Genomic DNA, 17831 nt, shown 5'->3' on the forward strand with positions numbered 1-17831 from the left:
TTTACTCTTGATTAATCATTTGTTCGTATTGTTCTGCCGTTAATAGGTTGTCCACTTCACTTAAATCGCTTGGCTCAATGACGATCATCCACGCTTTATCATACGGTGATTCGTTAACGTACTCTGGGTTATCGTTTAACTCCTCATTGACTGCTACGACTTTTCCGCTAATCGGTGCATATAATTCAGACACAGTTTTCACCGATTCTACGCTACCAAACGGCTCATTTGCAGTCAGTTGCGCACCGACTTCTGGCAATTCAACGAAGACGATGTCGCCAAGTTCTGACTGGGCAAAGTCCGTAATCCCAATGCGAACCGTATTTCCTTCGACACGTGCCCATTCATGTTCTTGTGAATAACGTAGCTCTTTTGGAACGTTCATCATTAACCCTCCAACATATTGTTTTCCCTTCCATCATACACGATTTTCGACACGCTTTCACGATAATTTAAACATTTCATGATATTTTTGTTCATCAAATCCAACAATGACTCGCTTGCCATCTGTGACGATCGGACGTTTAATTAACATTCCGTCAGATACCAGTAGTTGCAATATTTCTTCCGTGTTCATCGCCTTTAATTTATCTTTTAATCCAAGTTCACGATACTTCATGCCGCTCGTGTTAAAAAATTTTTTTACATCCAATCCACTTTTTTCGTATAACGTCCGTAACTGCTCTTTAGATGGAGGGTGCTCAACAATGTGTATCGCTTGTACGGAAATATTGTTGTCATCTAACCATTTTTTTGCCTTACGACACGTTCCACATTTTGGATACCAATAAAACGTAACCATCTTCTCACCTCATCAATATATACGATAACAAAGCGAAAGTACCAGACGATGCGCCTGGTACTTCCATTATTACACAACATATCGCTCTGCTTCAATTAATGGTTTGGCCGCTTCACGTTTTTTCGCAATGACGTTAATTGGCGTATGGCGCGTTAATTTGCGCAATGCGGACAGCATCATGCGCAACATGTCACCTTGTTCGACAGCGACGATCGTTTCTTTCGCATGCGCCTCAATTTCATAAAATGCTTCTTGGCAGAAAATTTGTGTGTACAATACTTTTTGTTTATTTTTCTCCACACCCGATTGGGCGATGGCTTTTTCCGTACGCAATAGCGCAGACTCCATTGCGTATACGTTGCTGACGATGTCTGCAATATTCACAAGCACTTCTTGCTCTTTTTCAAGTTTCGGACCGAATTTTTGCGCCGCCAGTCCCGCGACCATTAAAGCGATTTTTTTCGCATTGCGGACAAGGTACTTCTCTTGTTCAAGCACGCCATCGCCAACTTCTTCTGGCATCAACATCATTAATTCTTCTTGTAATTGTTGCGCTTTTTGTAAAAGTGGAAGCTCCCCTTTCATCGCCTTGCGCAAATACATACCTGGCACGAGGAGACGGTTAATTTCGTTCGTTCCTTCAAAAATACGGTTAATACGTGAATCGCGATACATGCGTTCAATTTCGTATTCTTGCATAAAGCCGTAACCACCGTGAATTTGTACCCCTTCATCGACGATATAGTCTAGCATTTCTGTCGCAAACACTTTGTTTAAAGAGCATTCGATCGCGTATTCTGCAATCGCTTTTGCCGTTTCCTTTCCGTCTTTTGCTTGTTCATCTGTCAACTGTCCCATGCGCGCTTCAAATAAACCGACTGTACGGTAGACGGAGCTTTCTGCCGCATACAATTTCGACGCCATCGTCGCTAATTTTTCTTGTGTTAATGTAAATTTCGAAATTGGTGTTTTAAATTGTTGACGTTGATTGGCGTATTGAATCGTCACTTCTAGGGCACGTTTTGCTCCGCCAACAGCACCAACGCCAAGTTTGTAACGACCGATATTTAAAATGTTAAAGGCGATGATGTGGCCTTTGCCGATTTCGCCAAGGACGTTTTCTTTCGGAACGAGCGCATCTTGTAAAATTAGTGTCCGCGTCGATGAGCTTTTAATCCCCATTTTCTTTTCTTCTGCTCCTGTCGATACGCCAGGGAAATCGCGCTCGACGATAAATGCTGTGAAATGTTCACCGTCTACTTTGGCATAGACGACGAATACGTCGGCAAAACCAGCGTTTGTAATCCATTGTTTTTCCCCATTTAAAACGTAATGCGTACCTTCCGCATTTAGTTTTGCTGTCGTTTTCGCACCGAGCGCATCCGAGCCAGAGCCTGGCTCTGTTAACGCATAAGCAGCAATTTTCTCACCTGTCGCAAGCGCTGGTAAATATTTTTGTTTTTGCTCCTCTGTTCCGAACAAGACGATTGGAAGCGAACCGATCCCAACGTGCGCACCGTGTGAAATCGAGAAGCCGCCCGCACGCGCCATTTTTTCAGCAATTAATGCCGAGCTAATTTTATCTAAACTTAATCCACCATATTCTTCAGGCACATCTGCACCAAGCAATCCGAGTTCACCTGCTTGTTTTAAAAGCGCAACAGAACGATCAAACTCATGATTTTCTAAATGTTCAAGTTGTGGCAACACTTCATTCACGACAAATTCTTCTGTCGTTTTCGCAATCATTTTTTGTTCGTCTGTAAAATCTTCTGGTGTAAACACTTGCGTTGATGACACATCTTCAATTAAAAAGCTACCACCTTGTGCAACTTTCAATGTTTTTTCCATCATTATTTCCCCCTCTTATAATAATTCAAATACGCCTGCAGCACCCATACCGCCGCCGATACACATCGTGACAATACCAAATTGCTCGTTGCGACGACGCATTTCATATAAAAGTGTCAACGTCAACTTCGCTCCCGTACAACCGAGCGGATGCCCAAGAGCAATGGCTCCTCCGTTCACGTTTACTTTTTCTTCATCTAGTCCAAGTTCGCGAATGACTTGAATCGCTTGCGAAGCAAACGCTTCATTCAGTTCTATTAAGCCGATGTCAGAAAGTTCAAGCCCTGCAAGCTCAAGCGCTTTCGGAATCGCAGCAATCGGTCCGATACCCATCACTTCAGGTGGAACACCTGCAACAGCAAACGAGCGGAATTTACCAAGCGGTTGTAAACCGAGCGCTTTCGCTTTTTCGTGATCCATCACCATCACCGCAGCTGCTCCGTCGCTCGTTTGTGAAGCGTTTCCTGCTGTTACCGTTCCGTTTACCGAAAACGCAGGGCGTAACCTCGCGAGCGTTTCCATATTTGTATCTGGGCGTACTCCTTCGTCTTGACTAAACGTCATCTTTTTCTCTACTAATTTATTATTTTCGATATGACGGACTGTCACGTCGACCGGCACAATTTCATCGACAAATTTTCCTTCGGCAATCGCTTTTGCTGCTCTTTGATGGCTGCGAACAGCAAACGCATCTTGCTCTTCGCGCGTCACCCCATATTTCATCGCGACTTGCTCAGCTGTATGCCCCATCGACATGTAATACTCTGGCGCACTTTCTGCGAGCTTCACGTTCGGACGTACGACATGACCCATCATCGGAACCATGCTCATCGACTCCACGCCACCAGCAATAACGGTATCTGCATGCCCAAGCATAATTCTTTCTGCCGCATAAGCGATCGCTTGTAATCCTGATGAACAATAACGGTTGATTGTAATCGCTGGCACTGTATACGGTAACCCAGCAAGCGCACCAATGTTGCGCGCAATATTTAATCCTTGTTCTGCCTCTGGCATAGCACAACCGATAATGAGATCGTCAATATTTCCTTCATAGTTTCCTGCTCGTTTCAATGTTTCTTTAACAACAATCGCCCCTAAATCATCCGGGCGGACGTTTGCTAACGTCCCTTTTTTCGCTTTGCCGACAGGCGTGCGCGCCCCGGCAACGATGACCGCTTCTTTCACGTCAATCCCCCCTTAGTTTCTTAACGGCTTTCCTTTGAGAAGCATATGTTGCATGCGCGCTTGCGTTTTCGGCTCACCGACAAGACTTAAAAATGCTTCGCGCTCTAAATCAAGCAAATATTGTTCGTCCACTTCTGTTCCGTACGGTACGCTTCCACCAGCGATGACGTATGCAAGCTTTTTCGCAATTTTTAAATCGTGCTCTGAAATGTAACCGGAATGGTACATACCTTGAGCGCCAAGTAGTAACGTCGCATACCCTGTTTCCCCGACAACCGGAATTTTTTTACGCACCGGCGGTTTGTATCCGCTCTCATATAGCGCTAATACAGCTTGTTTTGCGTCATGAATGAGATGATCACCATTGATCGAAATACCATCTTGTGCATTTAAGAAATTTAACTCACGCGCTTCTGCTGCCGATGTCGATACTTTCGCCATCGCAATCGTTTCAAACACTTTATTTGCAACCTTTTGCAAATCAAATTCCACACCGTTTGGCATGCCGCTTAAATGTTTAATGTATAGCTCTTTATTTCCACCACCGCCTGGAATGAGACCGACACCTACCTCAACAAGCCCCATGTATGTTTCTGCAGCTGCCTGAATGCGTGAAGCTGGCAAGCAAATTTCCGTTCCACCGCCGAGCGTCATCGCAAATGGCGCAACGACAACCGGTTTTGAGCTATATTTAATATTCATCATCGCTTGTTGGAATTGACGAACGACCATTTCAATTTCGAAATAGTTATCATCTTGTGCTTCCATTAAAATCATCGCAAGGTTCGCACCGACACAGAAGTTTTTCCCTTGATTTCCGATGACAAGTCCTTTATAGTTGCGATCGACTTCTTCTAGTGCGTAGTTAATCATTTGGACGATGTCAAAACCAATGGCGTTGTTCGGTGAGTGAAATTCAAGTAACGCCACATCGTCACCAAGGTCAATTAAACTTGCTCCACTATTTTTCTTAATGACCCCTTTTTGTTCTTTTAAGCGATGAATGTGAATGACTTTTTCGTTTTCTTCAACCGGCTTATATTGTCCACGATCGTAGTACGACACGCGACCGTGCTCGTGTTTATAAAACGTTTCGTGTCCGCTCGCAAGCATATCTTCAACCCACGATGGTACTTGACGACCTTCCGCTTTCATTTTTTCAACAGACTGTCTCACACCGATCGCATCCCACGTTTCGAAAGGACCGAGCTCCCAGCCAAAACCCCATTTCATCGCACGGTCAATCGCTACGATATCATCTGCAATTTCTCCCAGTAACTTGGCAGAATATAATAACGTTGGGCTTAAAATGTTCCAAAGTAGTTGCCCCGCACGGTCATTCGCATATACAAGCGCTTTCAATTTATTCGCTGTTCCTTTTGCTTGTTTGCTCATTTCAACGGACGGTGCCTTTAGTTTTTTCGTCGGTTCATACTCAAGCGTTTCATAATTTAATTCAAAAATGTCCTTTCCTTTTTTATAGAAAAATCCTTGCCCTGATTTGCTGCCGAGCCATCCTTTTTCAACCATTGTCTTCATAAAAGATGGAACGGTAAATGCTTCTTTTTCCTCACCTTCTACCTTTTCGAATACGTTGTTGGCCACATGAATAAACGTGTCTAAACCGACGACATCAAGCGTGCGGAACGTTGCACTTTTCGGACGACCGATTAATGGACCTGTCACAGAATCGACTTCGCCAACACTATAACCGCCTTTCATCATTTCACGTACCGTCACAAGCAAACCGTACGTACCGATGCGATTGGCGATAAAGTTTGGCGTATCTTTCGCAAGCACAACCCCTTTACCAAGCACGTTTTCACCAAATTGTTTCATAAACGTAACAACAACTGGATCAGTGTGCTTTGTCGGAATGACTTCTAATAATTTTAAATAGCGCGGTGGATTGAAAAAGTGCGTGCCTAAAAAGTGCTTTTTAAAATCGTCCGAGCGTCCTTCGGCCATCGCTTCGATGGAAATACCGGACGTGTTTGAGCTGACGATACTTCCTTGCTTTCTGACTTCATCCACTTTTTCAAACACACTTTTTTTCACATCAAGCCGCTCAACAACGACTTCAATAATCCAATCGCATTCGGCTAAGCGATGAAAGTCATCTTCAAAGTTACCGACTTCGATTAATGCTAAGTTGGCTTTCGACATAAGTGGCGCTGGTTTTTGTTTCAATAAACGTTGAACCGCTTGATTGACGATGCGATTGCGTACTTGTTTATGTTCAAGCGTCCATCCTTTTGCTTTTTCTTCTTCCGTCAACTCTTTCGGCACGATGTCTAACAACAATGTCGGAATACCGACGTTCGCTAAATGTGCCGCAATCCCCGATCCCATAACTCCGGAACCGAGAACCGCTGCTTTTTTGATTCGCATGCTCGTTCCCCCTTATCCGAATTGAATGAATGGTCATTCATTTTTCCTTTATCTTAAATATAAATTATATTTCAAATTTTCGCAACAAATAAATGTAGCGAATTTTGTCAACGATTCAGGAAATGATACAAAAGGAGGTGAGTTTGCGATGAAAATGAAAAAACACCCGTCCAAAGCAGGTGTAAGCGCTGCAAGTGTGAAAGGAAATGCTGGTCCAACGGTGGAGCGTGATGGAGGCGGAAAGAAAACGAGCCAAAATCAACAATATGGAAAAGAAAATATGGGAAGTGAATAAAGGTGGGACACCCCACCTTTATTTTTTGAATATACCTTTTAACACAAATGCCACGTTGGCTGGGCGTTCCGCTAAACGGCGCATAAAATAGCCGTACCAATCGGTTCCGTATGGAACGTAGACGCGCATTGTGTATCCTTCACGTACTAATTGTTCTTGTCTCTCTGGACGAATGCCGTATAACATTTGAAATTCAAATTGATCGTTCGGGATGTTATATTCCTTCACGAGTTGTTTCGTGTATTCAATTATCTCATCATCGTGCGTAGCAACAGCTGTATAGTTTCCGTTTAATAGATGCATTTTAATAATTTTTTTGAAGTTTTCATCTACATCTTTTTTGTCTGGAAAAGCGACTTCCTGTGACTCTTTATACGCGCCTTTCACGAGACGTAAATTCGGATGATACGCATTTAAATCTTCGATGTCTTTTTCCGTACGGTACAAATATGCTTGCAATACCGTTCCAACATTGTCATACTCTTTCTTTAACTGCTTAAAAATATCGATTGTTTTTTGACAACGAGAATAGTCTTCCATATCAATTGTAACGAATACGCCGTGGGCTTTCGCTTCATCTAAAATACGGCGCATATTTTTCATCACAAGCTCATCGGAAATGTCTAATCCCATCGACGTCATTTTTAATGATAGTTGTGAATTTAGTTTATTTTCACCAATTGCACGAATCGCTTCAATCGAATGGTTCGCCATTTCGTTTGCTTCTTGCTCGTTATCAACAAATTCACCTAAATAATCGATCGTGACCGCTAGTCCTTTACGATTCAGTTGTTGAATAACTTCTACTGCCTGTTCGATTGTTTCTCCCGCTACAAAACGCGATGCACCGAAACGAAGACCATACTGTTTCGCCAATTTTGTTAACGTTTTATTTTTTGACAAAAATAAGAAAAAGTCGCGCATCAATTGCTCCATCGTTGATTACCCCCTTTGCAAGCACATCCACCCGTATTGTAACACGTTTTCACTTGCTTGAATATGTTTTTGTCGAATAATCGTATTTTTTGTCTACATACGTATAACTATACAGCACGTGGGCAATATACAGTCGAACATGATTTTATATGGAGGGATGATTATGCAACAGCAGATGAACATGCAACAACAGGCGATGATGGCTCAACCACCTGAAATGATTTCGACGAAAGACGCCCTTTATTTAACGGATGCGCTCTCATGGAATTTGATTGCGATGAAAAAAGCACATTTTTTCGCTTCTCAATGTCAAGATCAAGAAATTAAACAAGCGATTGATCGCGTTGGACAAATGCACCAGCGCCACTATCAACAGCTTTTACATCAATTGCAACCATCTGCCCACGTGCAATAAAGGAGGACATAACATGAAGGTGCAAAATCCTGAAACACAAATTCCAAAAACCCCACAAATGAACGATCGCGATTTTATTAATGATATGTTATCGACTGAAAAATATATGTCAGATGGTTATTGTACATTTTTAAATGAAGCAAGTCATCAACACTTGTATGATGAAATTTTGCATATATTCACCGAAACAAAAAACTGTCAACGTGAATTGTTCAACTTAATGTTTAAAAAAGGGTGGTATGCGCTTGAACAAGCAGACCAGCAAAAATTGCAACAATCGTATCAGCAATTTCAAGGATATGCGAGCCAATTCCCATACAACAATATGATGCAATAAGAAAAGCCGACTGCTTATGCAGTCGGTTTTTTGTTATACGCCCAACCATTGGACAAGCGCCTCGCATATCGTGTTAATGTAATGATGAATTTAGAAGGAGGGAATGCTCAATGTATGGTCAAAGAGCGTTTTTCGGCTTTTTTGGTGCACCGTTTTTCGGGGGCTTTTTAGGCGGATTGCTCGGTAGTGCATTAACGCCTTATCTATTTTATCCGCCACGCCCACCACGTTACTACCCACCACGTCCGTATCCGTTTTATCTGTATGGTGGCGGATGGTACTATTAAACATAAAACGCTAGAGAGCCGATTGCTCCCTAGCGTTTTTTCGTCAATGTATGGAGACGGTGGGAGTCGAACCCACGTCCAGAGATATCGCCACTTAAGCGTCTACGAGCGTAGTCGGTATATTTACGTTTCGCTGCATCTTCCGCCTACCGACAGGCATCCGAGCAGCTAGTCTGATCGTTCTCTTCCCGCGTCCTCAGACGGCGGACTTGGGCGTAGCCCACTTGTTATGAACCCCTAGGCCGCCACATGGGCGATGGCGGTAGGAGCTAGCCGCATAAATTAAGCAGCTAAAGCGTAGTTTTCTTTGCCAGTTATCTTTAGGTGACGTTTTTACGAGGACGATCCCCTCGGCTCGCAGCTTAAGCTCGATCTACCCCTGTCGAATCCGTAACGTCCCCGTATAAGAGAAACGTACGAAGGAAGCTTAAGCTTTTACAACTGGCTGACACTTTTTATTATATCACATTTCAGGTGCTTTGCAATTGTAACATACTGGGTTTATTTCTGCCGTTCGCGGAAAGCGCGTTCGACTTCGCGTTGGGCTTCTTTCTTTTTCATATCTTCCCGTTTGTCGTATTTTTTCTTTCCTTTTCCGACGCCTAGCAACAGTTTCGCAAAACCATTTTTAATGTATAGCTTGAGCGGCACGAGCGTATAGCCTTGTTCTTTTGTATAGCCGATGAGCTTGCTAATTTCGCGACGATGAAGCAGTAGTTTGCGCGTCCGCAACGGATCATGATTGTAACGGTTGCCTTGTTCGTACGGACTAATATGCATATTATGCAAAAACACTTCACCTTTTTCCACTTTCGCAAATGAATCTTTTAAGTTCACCTTGCCTGCGCGAATCGACTTAATTTCCGTTCCTTGCAAAACAAGTCCTGCTTCGTACGTTTCTTCAATAAAATAATCGTGATGCGCTTTTTTATTTTGCGCGATGAGCTTTCCTTCCCCTTTTGGCATCGATTTCCCTCCCTTCAGACAACGAATATTTTAACAAAAATAAGAAGAAAGGAAAAGCCTCATCAGTGGAGGCTTTCCTTATCGTTTTTTCTTTTTCTTCTTTTTCATGTTTGGTATATCTTCATAAAACTTTTTCTTTTTCTTCGTTTTTTTCGTTGGCCATTGCTCTTCTTTTTTCTTTTTCCGTTTTCCTTCGATGACGACTGGAGCAGCTTTCGCTTGTTTACGTTTGCGCCCTTTCATACCGACAATTTCAAAATCGACGATGCGCTCCTCTTTATTGACATTAATGACGCGCACAGTAATTTCGTCACCGATGCGGTACACTTTCCCTGTTCGTTCGCCAACCATTGCATAGTGTTGCTCGTCATAATGGTAGTAATCGTCTGTTAAATAGCTGACATGCACAAGCCCTTCGACCGTATTTGGCAGTTCAACAAACAGTCCAAAATTCGTCACCGAGCTAATAATGCCATCAAACTCCATGCCAATTTTATCTTCCATAAACTCCGTTTTCTTCAAGTCATCTGTTTCGCGTTCTGCCTCGACCGCACGGCGCTCCATATTCGATGTATGCTCCGCAATTTCAGGCAGCTTCTCCGCCCATTTTTGCTGCGTTTGTTCATCGATTTGTCCGTTAATTAAATACGTGCGAATAAGGCGATGCACAATTAAGTCTGGGTAGCGGCGAATCGGTGACGTAAAGTGCGTATAAAATTCAGTCGATAATCCGTAGTGACCGAGACTTTCGGCATCATAACGCGCTTGCTTCATCGACCGAAGCATGACGGTTGATACAACCATTTCTTCTGGCTCGCCACGTACCGCTTCCAACACTTCTTGCAAAGCACGCGGATGAATTTGATTGCCCGTTCCTTTGACGACATAACCGAAGTTTGTAATGAACTCTAAAAAGCGTTGCAATTTCTCTGGTTTCGGATCTTCATGCACGCGATAAATAAATGGGACATTCATCCAATGAAAATGTTCGGCAATTGTTTCGTTCGCTACTAGCATAAATTCTTCAATTAGTCGTTCGGCAACGGAACGTTCACGCAAGATGACATCATAAGGCTTCCCATTTTCATCGACAAGCACTTTTGCTTCTTTAAAATCAAAATCAATTGCACCGCGTTTCATTCGTTTATTTCGTAAAATATCCGCTAATTCTGCCATTGACTCAAACATTGGTACAAGCGGAGCATATTTTTCTCGCAGCGCTTCGTCACGATCAACGAGAATACGGTTTACATCAGAATACGTCATTCGTTCAGTCGTACGAATAACGCTTTGAAAAATTTCATGGCTCACGACTTCACCGCGATCGTTTATTTCCATCTCGCACGACAACGTCAAGCGATCAACTTTCGGATTTAATGAACAAATACCGTTTGACAAGCGATGCGGAATCATCGGGATGACGCGGTCAACTAAATAAACGCTCGTTCCGCGCTCATATGCTTCGCGGTCAATCGGCGAGCCTTCCGTCACATAATGACTGACATCAGCAATATGAACACCGAGTTTATAGTTTCCGTTTTCTAATTTCGTTACAGTCACCGCATCGTCTAAATCTTTTGCGTCCTCGCCGTCAATCGTCACAATCATTTCGTTGCGTAAGTCCCGTCGACCCTGTAAATCTTCTTCCGAAATTGTATCCGGAATGCTGTTCGCATGTTCAAGGACGTCTTCTGGGAATTGAAGCGGCAATCCATGTTTATGAATGATCGATAAAATATCGACCCCCGGATCGTTTTTATGCCCTAAAATTTTAATAACTTCCCCTTCTGCACTAATGCGTCCTTCCGGATACGTCGTTAAACGAACGACGACTTTATGCCCCTCGACGGCACCGTTTGCGGCATGTTTCGGAATAAAAATGTCGTTGACGATTTTTTTATCGTCTGGAATAACAAAGCCAAAGTTTTTGCTTTCCGTATATGTTCCTACGACTTCTGTAATGCCCCGCTCAATAATGCGGACGATCGTCCCTTCTTGACGCGCCCCCGTTGCTTGTCCGTTGACACGCACAAGAACGGTGTCGCCATGCATCGCATTCTTCAATTCCGATGGCGGAATGAAAATGTCATCAAGCGTTGGATCTTCTGGGACGACAAACGCAAACCCTTTCGCATGACCTGTTACTTTGCCGCGAATTAAGTTCATTTTCTCCGGCAGTCCATACCGATTGCTTCTCGTCCGGACGATCGATCCTTCTTCTTCAAGCGCAACGAGCGCTTTCACAAGTTCTTTAAATTCGGCAGCGTCCGTAATATGAAACGCTTCTTCTAATTCTTGGACCGTAAGCGGTTTATACGCTTCGTCGCGCATAAACGCCAATAATTTTTCCTTCATTTACTTCCTCCTTTCGAGGATTACCAATCTAATGATTCTAAAAATGCATAAATGTCTTCGTGAAGCTGTTCTTTTTCTTTATCAAGCGTAATGACGTGTCCTGACTCCTCATACCATTTTATTAGTTTGATCGGAGATTCGACGCCGTTATAAATAGTATTTGCACTATCTGGGTTAATCATGTCATCATGACGCGCTTGTACAACAAAAACAGGTGCATAAATGAAATCTAAATGATCGCGTACTTCGGCAATGAGTTGTTGCAATGCTTTTAATGTTTTCATCGGCGTTTTCGCAAACTCCGCCATTTCGCGTTCGATTTGGTCTTCACTTTTTCCTTCTCGCTTTTTATATTCGCGAGCGTACGCTAAAACTCCTTCATACATCGTCTGTTCGCTTTTAATATACATCGGCGCACACATCGGCACGATGCCGACAACAGGAACAGTATAGCCAAGTTTTAACGAAAACACACCGCCAAGCGATAAGCCAACAACAGCGATTTTTTCATGGTTTTGTTTTAAATATTCGTAAGCGTTCATCACATCTTGCCACCAGTCTTCCGGGCCGGTATGCACAAGTTCTTCTGGCGGCACGCCATGCCCCTTATAAATTGGGGCGTGGCACGTATATCCTTTTGATTGTAAAAAACGCCCAAGCATCCGCACATCGGCAGAATTTCCTGTAAATCCGTGCAATAATAAGACAGCGCGTTCACCAGCTTCAAACGTAAACGGTTGTGGTGCAACAAGTTTCACAAATGATTCCTCCTTTCTCCACGAAAAAAGCGATCCGCATCGCTGGACCGCTGTTACAGTTTAAAATAAGTGACAGCTACTGTTAATACGAAAAACAACACCGCAAGCACAACAGTCAGACGGTGTAACACCGCATCAATGCCGCGCGCTTTCTGTTTACCAAACAATTGCTCGGCACCGCCGGTAATCGCACCAGAAAGCCCTGCACTTCGACCCGATTGCAATAAAACAACCGCAATGATTCCAATACAAACAATTACAAGTAACGTAACAAGAAACGCATGCATACTTTACACCTCCAACGACGCACATCACAATAGTTTCATTTTAACACAACACGATTCATTTGTACAACGGACGAAAAGATACGGGATAAAACTTTAGTCATGATGATTTTCCGAAACAACAGACAAATAAAAAGCCACAGCAAGATTGCAAAATTTGTCGAAAACATCTTTTTCCCCCCTTGATTTTGTTTTACAATTCGAATAAAGAGAGGGGTGATGCAAATGAACAGAAACTATTTTTTGAGTTATTAAAAAATATAAAATTTTCCGCTAAAATATATGCGTCTTGATCGGTCATTTTCATCCCCGGGTGGAGGGCAAACTATTGCCCATGGACCTTTTTTGTGAAAATAAATGGTTCATGAACGGTTATTTTCATGCTTGGGTGGCGAGAACAACTTCCTCATGGTTGTTTTGTATGGTAATTATTTCAATGGTAATTACTCAACTACAGTTTATTAGATAGTGAGGCAACAAGAAAATGCAAACAGAATTCACACCAAAGGAAAGTAAATGTTTTTTTATAATATTTTTGTTACTTTTATTATTGATTAATTTTTTTAAATATTTCCTTTTAATAACAAAAATACATCAATACGGTTCCACACTCGAAATTCTAAACACAATATTAATAATATTATTGTGGATAGTTCCTGTCTTCGTTTATATACGTGTCTTTTTAAAGTCTTCTGTATTCAAATTTATGAAGCTTAAAGGCAAAATTCTAAAAAATATATTTACAGGGTTTTTACTATCCATTCCACTTAGCTTATTATTGATTCTTTCCCATTACGACATCGTTTACAGAAAATTATCGTATCCCCTTCCTTGGTATATTTGGATAAATACTATTTTATTGTCTGCTTTATCGGAGGAAATTGTGTTTAGAGGACTCACCCTCCAAGTTTTAAAAAAATGGTGTTCTTTTTGGTGTGCAAATTTATTTACGTCCTGCTTGTTCCTACTGATCCATTTTCCACAATGGGTCAGTAGCGGAAACATTGTACGTATTCTTATGTCTTGGACGCCCGTTTATGTTGTTGTTTTAAGTTTAATATTTGGTTTTGTATTTCATAAAACTAATTCATTATGGTCAGTAATTATTTTTCATTCTTTCCATAATTAAGTTCAACAGTTTACATTCGCCATGTACTTTACCCTGACACAAAATTAGTTCTAAAAACTGGTTTTAAAGTTACTACAAAAGGTTTGACTGCAACATATGCTTCTGTTGCAGGAACATCTGCTTGGTTCCCAAATACTGTTGATGGATCAGCACAAATAACAGACAGTACAGCATATAAAGAGGGCTATGATATTAATGCACAAGGTGATTATAAATATGCAGCTATTGGAATTGGTGGATCAGGTGTTTTTAATTCCTACCATACCATTGTAAGTTCTATAAAACTTATAGATCTAAAATCAAATGGAGCGACAGTTAGAGTTTCTTTCCAACATCTCTATTAAAGGCGGAGGGTATCCATGGCTGAAACGACAACTTATTCATCTTTTATAACTGACTGGTTACCTATAACAATTGTTTCGGTAACTGTAGCCATTATCGTTTTAGTTGGTATTCTTGTATTTAGAGTATTAAAACAGAAATAGCTATACTGTAGACATTGTAAACAAGTAAATTCATTAACACAGGAGACATGTCCCCGATTCCATTAATCGTTCTTGCAATAGCATCAGCGATAAGTAACGAATATGTACCAGGTACTCTCGCTTCGATTAATAAGGAATTTAGTTTAGTTTTAATTGTACTGTGAGCTAAATCATTCGCATCATCAATCCAACTTTCTAGATCATCATTGTGTGAAATGAGGGAGGGATTTACCTCTCATTTTTCTATTTCTTAACGGGGTGGCGATTTCTGTCCGATTGCCGTTTTCGTCATAACGGTACGTTTCCGCCAATAACTCGGTTCCATCTGCCGTCCCCACTGACAGACTTTTCACCAAGCCGCGGTCATCATACGTGAAGGTGGCTCCCGCTCCGTTTCCAGTCGTAAATGTGCGAACGTGTCCTCTTTCGTCATAATCAAAGCGATACGTATACGTTCCATCTTGAACAATGGTATTTTGGTCCAAGGCGTTGTATTGGTACGTAACCGTTTGGCTAAACGATCCATGCGAGAACAGGAACTGTTGCAATTTATCCGAGGTGGTCGGATACGTCCATTTTTGTAATCCCCCGCGGTCGGACTGTTCGATGACCCGATTCGCCGAGTCAAATTTTCTTGTCTTCGTCGTGCCATCCTGTAAATATTGGACAGAACATGTTTTTTGACAAAAAACGGCCCTTACGTAACCTTAGTGAAAGGAAGAAGAGAATGGAGAAAATGAGCGTGTAAATCATTATTTTTAACTCTGAATTCTCCATTACCTCGTGATTTTCCACTAAAAGAACGTAAGAGCCCGTCTTATTTTGCATGAAACCGTTACTATCTAATTATAGTTTTCTAATCTTCGACATGGATCTCCACCAACCAATTGCTTGAACTCGATTTTACAACGATGTGATGATCGTTTTCCCATTTCAGTGTCCCAAGGTATCTTGAATACACAATTTCGTTTCCAACATCACGAACTAATATCTGATCCATAATTTTAAGACCTTTCTCGTTATAGACCTCACATCTTAACTGAAATCCCTCTAATCGGTGAATTCCTTTTAAAATCGCTAATTTCTTACGGTCTGGACTTTTTTTAGGAGTTTTTCCAACTAGAAAAACCGCTTCGTAATTTTGTTTTATAATTTGTTCAAGCGCCTTCTCCACACATTCTGAAACTGTTAATTGTGGCAATGTCGAGTATCTTTCTAAAATCGGTTTAATATAAGTATGAACCAAATAGGCAAAAGCTTGAAACTTGGCATTAGCAGAGTCTAAATTTAAAAAATCCATAAAATCATAAGGGATCGATACACTAATCTCTTGTAAAGCATGATTTTCCTCATAAGACATTCTCTTATTTGGATCAGCCAAACAATAAACGATAATGTTTTCAAATTTTCCCAATTTTATTCCTAATTCACTTAGTTTATTTGAAAAGATCAACTCAAAAATTCTCATTTCGTGAATACGATTATAGTGTTTTTTAGGACGGTTTTTCCCCCAATCCTGAAAATGAATATTTACCATTTAATCACCCTTTCTTCTTGTCTACCAAGGACGTGGTCGCTTATGGTATCTAGATTGAAACACCCCCCAGCTCTTGCAACTCTATTTACATGCCCTTGTTCCCATCTCAATGCTTGTTGCCTTGTCATATTTTTCTTTACAACTCGAGTATAATATTTACCGCCATATTTTTTAGCCCATTTATTAGCCTGTCTGGTGGCTCTATACGATTTACCGGATTTTGAAATCCGTCCCCCACTTATTCCAACTTTCAATACTTGTTTTTTCCATTAACATATTGATATATCTCGTAACCATGATTTGCTCTTCTACTCCAGAGACTATTTCCATTGATTTTTTTAACAAATGAAACAGCTTTAGATGCAGCTTTTATCTTTCCGATACCAATAACACCCATCGCTACCGTAGCTGTGACACCTATCCATCCTTTTCCTGCCTTGTACGCCTTATACCCTTCATACGCCGCCAATCCCGCATTAACGACCATCCACACAAAATGCCCATCCGGATCGACCATCATCACCGGGTTGTTGTTCGCATACGTATAGCCGTTTTGCGTGGGAATATCACCCGCATCCCCTGAGTCTGGATCCAAGGATAAGAACACGCCATGGGCTGGGTGGTAATAACGGGCGATCAGATAATACAGACCCGTTTCTTGGTCATATTGGTATCCCGCATATCGGTATGGATTTTCGTCCGCCAATGCGCCGGATTGGGAAAGAATGTTCCCCCACGCATCGTATTGGTAACGGGCCACGATGTTTCCTTGCGCATCCGTTAGGGCAATGACATCGCCATGGGCGTTATAGTGATAAAAGTACGTCGCATTGCCTTTTTTCATGGCAAGGAGCTGACCGTTTTCTCCGTATATATACGATCTTACCACATTTCCGCTTGCATCGGTTTCATACAGAACGTTTAGGCTGTCGCCTTGGTAATGGTAGTTCGTAATGACGTCATTGACATCCTTTTGGATGTACCGAGTGTCTTTACTGTACAATAAAAAGGTTATCCCTTAAATCACGGGATAACCCTAAAAAAGCTAAATACATTATTTCTGATTTTGTTTCTCGTAGTATGAATTAATAAGCATCTCCACTATATTACTATCACCAACCAAGCCAATTGGATTTTTTATTTTTTCCCCTTCCTCTTTAGAAATAGGCTCTAATTCTGCTATTGGTGTATTCGCATCCCCTCGACTAACAAAATATTCCTTGCCATTGTAAAACACAAAATCAGGTAACTCATATTCTTCAGGGTTGAATTTCCCTTTAGACAATTTTCCAATGATTTTCCATTCTTTATTAACGATTCCATATATTCCACTGTTAATAGTATATAGAACAGAAAGTTTTTCAAATTGATTACTAAAGTTTTTTATATCTATATACATGCACTTTAAAACGATGACTTCTGTATGAACACCTTTTTTCATGGCTATACTGCTCCTAAATATTTCTATACAAAAGGAGCGGAATTGGTATGAAACGTTTGAAAATCACAAATGATCACGGTTGGACGCCTCGAACCCTTCGGAAACAAGAACGGAAAATCAAAGATGCTTCCCTTCGTGTTCGGGTGACCGCTGTTCGTCTTGTTATGGAAGGTCACCTCGGTAAAGATGTCGCAAAAATGGTCAACGTATGCCGTCAATCGGTTGCCCTCTACGTTGTACGTTTTAATCAAGGTGGGCTCGATCATCTACTCGATCGTCGCTTACCACCTGGTCGCGTGCCATTTCTTACGGAAGAACAACAACAAGAAATCAGACAACTCGTGTTAACTACTACACCTGTGGATGCTGGCTGG

Annotated in this window: 21 protein-coding genes, 1 other RNA gene and 1 pseudogene; 8 read left to right on the top strand and 15 right to left on the bottom strand. The window is 41.6% G+C overall.

The window, feature by feature from the left end:
* Window position 1 precedes the first annotated feature (1 nt).
* From gcvH to ABEV15_RS02235, 5 genes are all read right to left on the bottom strand, one after another.
* Complete coding sequence (gcvH, locus tag ABEV15_RS02215) at window positions 2–385, bottom strand: glycine cleavage system protein GcvH (protein WP_498852263.1); 384 nt, start codon at window positions 383–385, stop codon at window positions 2–4.
* A 57-nt stretch (window positions 386–442) separates the two neighbouring features.
* Window positions 443–802: an arsenate reductase family protein gene (locus ABEV15_RS02220; protein ID WP_498852264.1), complete on the bottom strand. Its 360-nt coding sequence runs from the start codon at window positions 800–802 to the stop codon at window positions 443–445.
* Window positions 803–871: 69 nt separating this feature from the next.
* Complete coding sequence (locus tag ABEV15_RS02225) at window positions 872–2653, bottom strand: acyl-CoA dehydrogenase FadE (RefSeq protein ID WP_498852265.1); 1782 nt, start codon at window positions 2651–2653, stop codon at window positions 872–874.
* A gap of 15 nt (window positions 2654–2668) precedes the next feature.
* The gene (locus ABEV15_RS02230; RefSeq protein WP_498852266.1) at window positions 2669–3841 is read right to left on the bottom strand and encodes an acetyl-CoA C-acetyltransferase; all 1173 of its coding nucleotides are present in this window, start codon (window positions 3839–3841) and stop codon (window positions 2669–2671) included.
* A 12-nt stretch (window positions 3842–3853) separates the two neighbouring features.
* The gene (locus ABEV15_RS02235) at window positions 3854–6232 is read right to left on the bottom strand and encodes a 3-hydroxyacyl-CoA dehydrogenase/enoyl-CoA hydratase family protein (protein WP_498852267.1); all 2379 of its coding nucleotides are present in this window, start codon (window positions 6230–6232) and stop codon (window positions 3854–3856) included.
* 148 nt (window positions 6233–6380) lie between these two features.
* On the opposite strand from ABEV15_RS02235, the gene ABEV15_RS02240 reads away from it, so the two are divergent.
* A complete protein-coding gene (locus ABEV15_RS02240; RefSeq protein ID WP_339171399.1) occupies window positions 6381–6527 on the top strand; it encodes a YuzL family protein in 147 nt (48 codons plus the stop codon).
* An 18-nt stretch (window positions 6528–6545) separates the two neighbouring features.
* Here ABEV15_RS02240 and ABEV15_RS02245 read toward each other — a convergent pair whose 3' ends face one another.
* Window positions 6546–7463: a proline dehydrogenase family protein gene (locus tag ABEV15_RS02245; RefSeq protein WP_498852268.1), complete on the bottom strand. Its 918-nt coding sequence runs from the start codon at window positions 7461–7463 to the stop codon at window positions 6546–6548.
* 163 nt (window positions 7464–7626) lie between these two features.
* Here ABEV15_RS02245 and ABEV15_RS02250 point away from each other — a divergent pair, with 163 nt between their 5' ends.
* The 3 genes from ABEV15_RS02250 (at window position 7627) to ABEV15_RS02260 (ending at window position 8502) form a co-directional block, all read left to right on the top strand.
* Window positions 7627–7878: a hypothetical protein gene (locus tag ABEV15_RS02250; protein WP_004892462.1), complete on the top strand. Its 252-nt coding sequence runs from the start codon at window positions 7627–7629 to the stop codon at window positions 7876–7878.
* Window positions 7879–7891: 13 nt separating this feature from the next.
* The gene (locus ABEV15_RS02255; RefSeq protein WP_498852269.1) at window positions 7892–8215 is read left to right on the top strand and encodes a spore coat protein; all 324 of its coding nucleotides are present in this window, start codon (window positions 7892–7894) and stop codon (window positions 8213–8215) included.
* 110 nt (window positions 8216–8325) lie between these two features.
* Complete coding sequence (locus ABEV15_RS02260) at window positions 8326–8502, top strand: hypothetical protein (protein ID WP_498852270.1); 177 nt, start codon at window positions 8326–8328, stop codon at window positions 8500–8502.
* Between the two features lie 48 nt (window positions 8503–8550).
* On the opposite strand, the gene ssrA is transcribed toward ABEV15_RS02260, so the two are convergent.
* From ssrA to secG, 5 genes are all read right to left on the bottom strand, one after another.
* Window positions 8551–8903: a transfer-messenger RNA gene (ssrA, locus tag ABEV15_RS02265) on the bottom strand.
* Between the two features lie 100 nt (window positions 8904–9003).
* Window positions 9004–9468, bottom strand: coding sequence for an SsrA-binding protein SmpB (smpB, locus tag ABEV15_RS02270; RefSeq protein WP_004892472.1), 465 nt, complete (start codon window positions 9466–9468; stop codon window positions 9004–9006).
* 78 nt (window positions 9469–9546) lie between these two features.
* Window positions 9547–11823, bottom strand: a complete 2277-nt coding sequence (gene rnr / locus ABEV15_RS02275; protein ID WP_498852271.1) for a ribonuclease R — start codon at window positions 11821–11823, stop codon at window positions 9547–9549.
* 20 nt (window positions 11824–11843) lie between these two features.
* On the bottom strand, window positions 11844–12581 hold the full coding sequence (locus ABEV15_RS02280) for an alpha/beta hydrolase (RefSeq protein WP_429636808.1): 738 nt from the start codon (window positions 12579–12581) through the stop codon (window positions 11844–11846).
* Between the two features lie 53 nt (window positions 12582–12634).
* Window positions 12635–12868 (bottom strand): preprotein translocase subunit SecG, encoded by a 234-nt coding sequence (gene secG, locus ABEV15_RS02285; RefSeq protein ID WP_429633241.1) that lies wholly within the window; start codon window positions 12866–12868, stop codon window positions 12635–12637.
* Window positions 12869–13571: 703 nt separating this feature from the next.
* Here secG and ABEV15_RS02290 point away from each other — a divergent pair.
* From ABEV15_RS02290 to ABEV15_RS02300, 3 genes are all read left to right on the top strand, one after another.
* On the top strand, window positions 13572–13994 hold the full coding sequence (locus ABEV15_RS02290; RefSeq protein WP_498852277.1) for a CPBP family intramembrane glutamic endopeptidase: 423 nt from the start codon (window positions 13572–13574) through the stop codon (window positions 13992–13994).
* 83 nt (window positions 13995–14077) lie between these two features.
* Window positions 14078–14338, top strand: a complete 261-nt coding sequence (locus ABEV15_RS02295; protein WP_498852272.1) for a hypothetical protein — start codon at window positions 14078–14080, stop codon at window positions 14336–14338.
* 15 nt (window positions 14339–14353) lie between these two features.
* A complete protein-coding gene (locus ABEV15_RS02300; protein WP_268852326.1) occupies window positions 14354–14479 on the top strand; it encodes a hypothetical protein in 126 nt (41 codons plus the stop codon).
* A 203-nt stretch (window positions 14480–14682) separates the two neighbouring features.
* Here ABEV15_RS02300 and ABEV15_RS02305 read toward each other — a convergent pair whose 3' ends face one another.
* From ABEV15_RS02305 to ABEV15_RS02320, 4 genes and pseudogenes are all read right to left on the bottom strand, one after another.
* On the bottom strand, window positions 14683–14964 hold the full coding sequence (locus tag ABEV15_RS02305) for a hypothetical protein (RefSeq protein ID WP_498852273.1): 282 nt from the start codon (window positions 14962–14964) through the stop codon (window positions 14683–14685).
* A 371-nt stretch (window positions 14965–15335) separates the two neighbouring features.
* The gene (locus tag ABEV15_RS02310) at window positions 15336–16016 is read right to left on the bottom strand and encodes a hypothetical protein (protein WP_498852274.1); all 681 of its coding nucleotides are present in this window, start codon (window positions 16014–16016) and stop codon (window positions 15336–15338) included.
* A 337-nt stretch (window positions 16017–16353) separates the two neighbouring features.
* Window positions 16354–17016, bottom strand: a pseudogene (locus ABEV15_RS02315) (RHS repeat-associated core domain-containing protein); the annotation flags it as partial.
* Window positions 17017–17070: 54 nt separating this feature from the next.
* Window positions 17071–17457, bottom strand: a complete 387-nt coding sequence (locus tag ABEV15_RS02320) for a hypothetical protein (RefSeq protein ID WP_498852275.1) — start codon at window positions 17455–17457, stop codon at window positions 17071–17073.
* Window positions 17458–17504: 47 nt separating this feature from the next.
* Between ABEV15_RS02320 and ABEV15_RS02325 the strand changes: the two genes are divergently transcribed.
* Window positions 17505–17831: helix-turn-helix domain-containing protein (locus ABEV15_RS02325; RefSeq protein WP_498852276.1), on the top strand; the 327-nt coding region annotated here is incomplete at its 3' end.

The sequence above is a fragment of the Bhargavaea massiliensis genome (genome assembly GCF_050480245.1).
Classification (GTDB): domain Bacteria; phylum Bacillota; class Bacilli; order Bacillales; family Anoxybacillaceae; genus Anoxybacillus.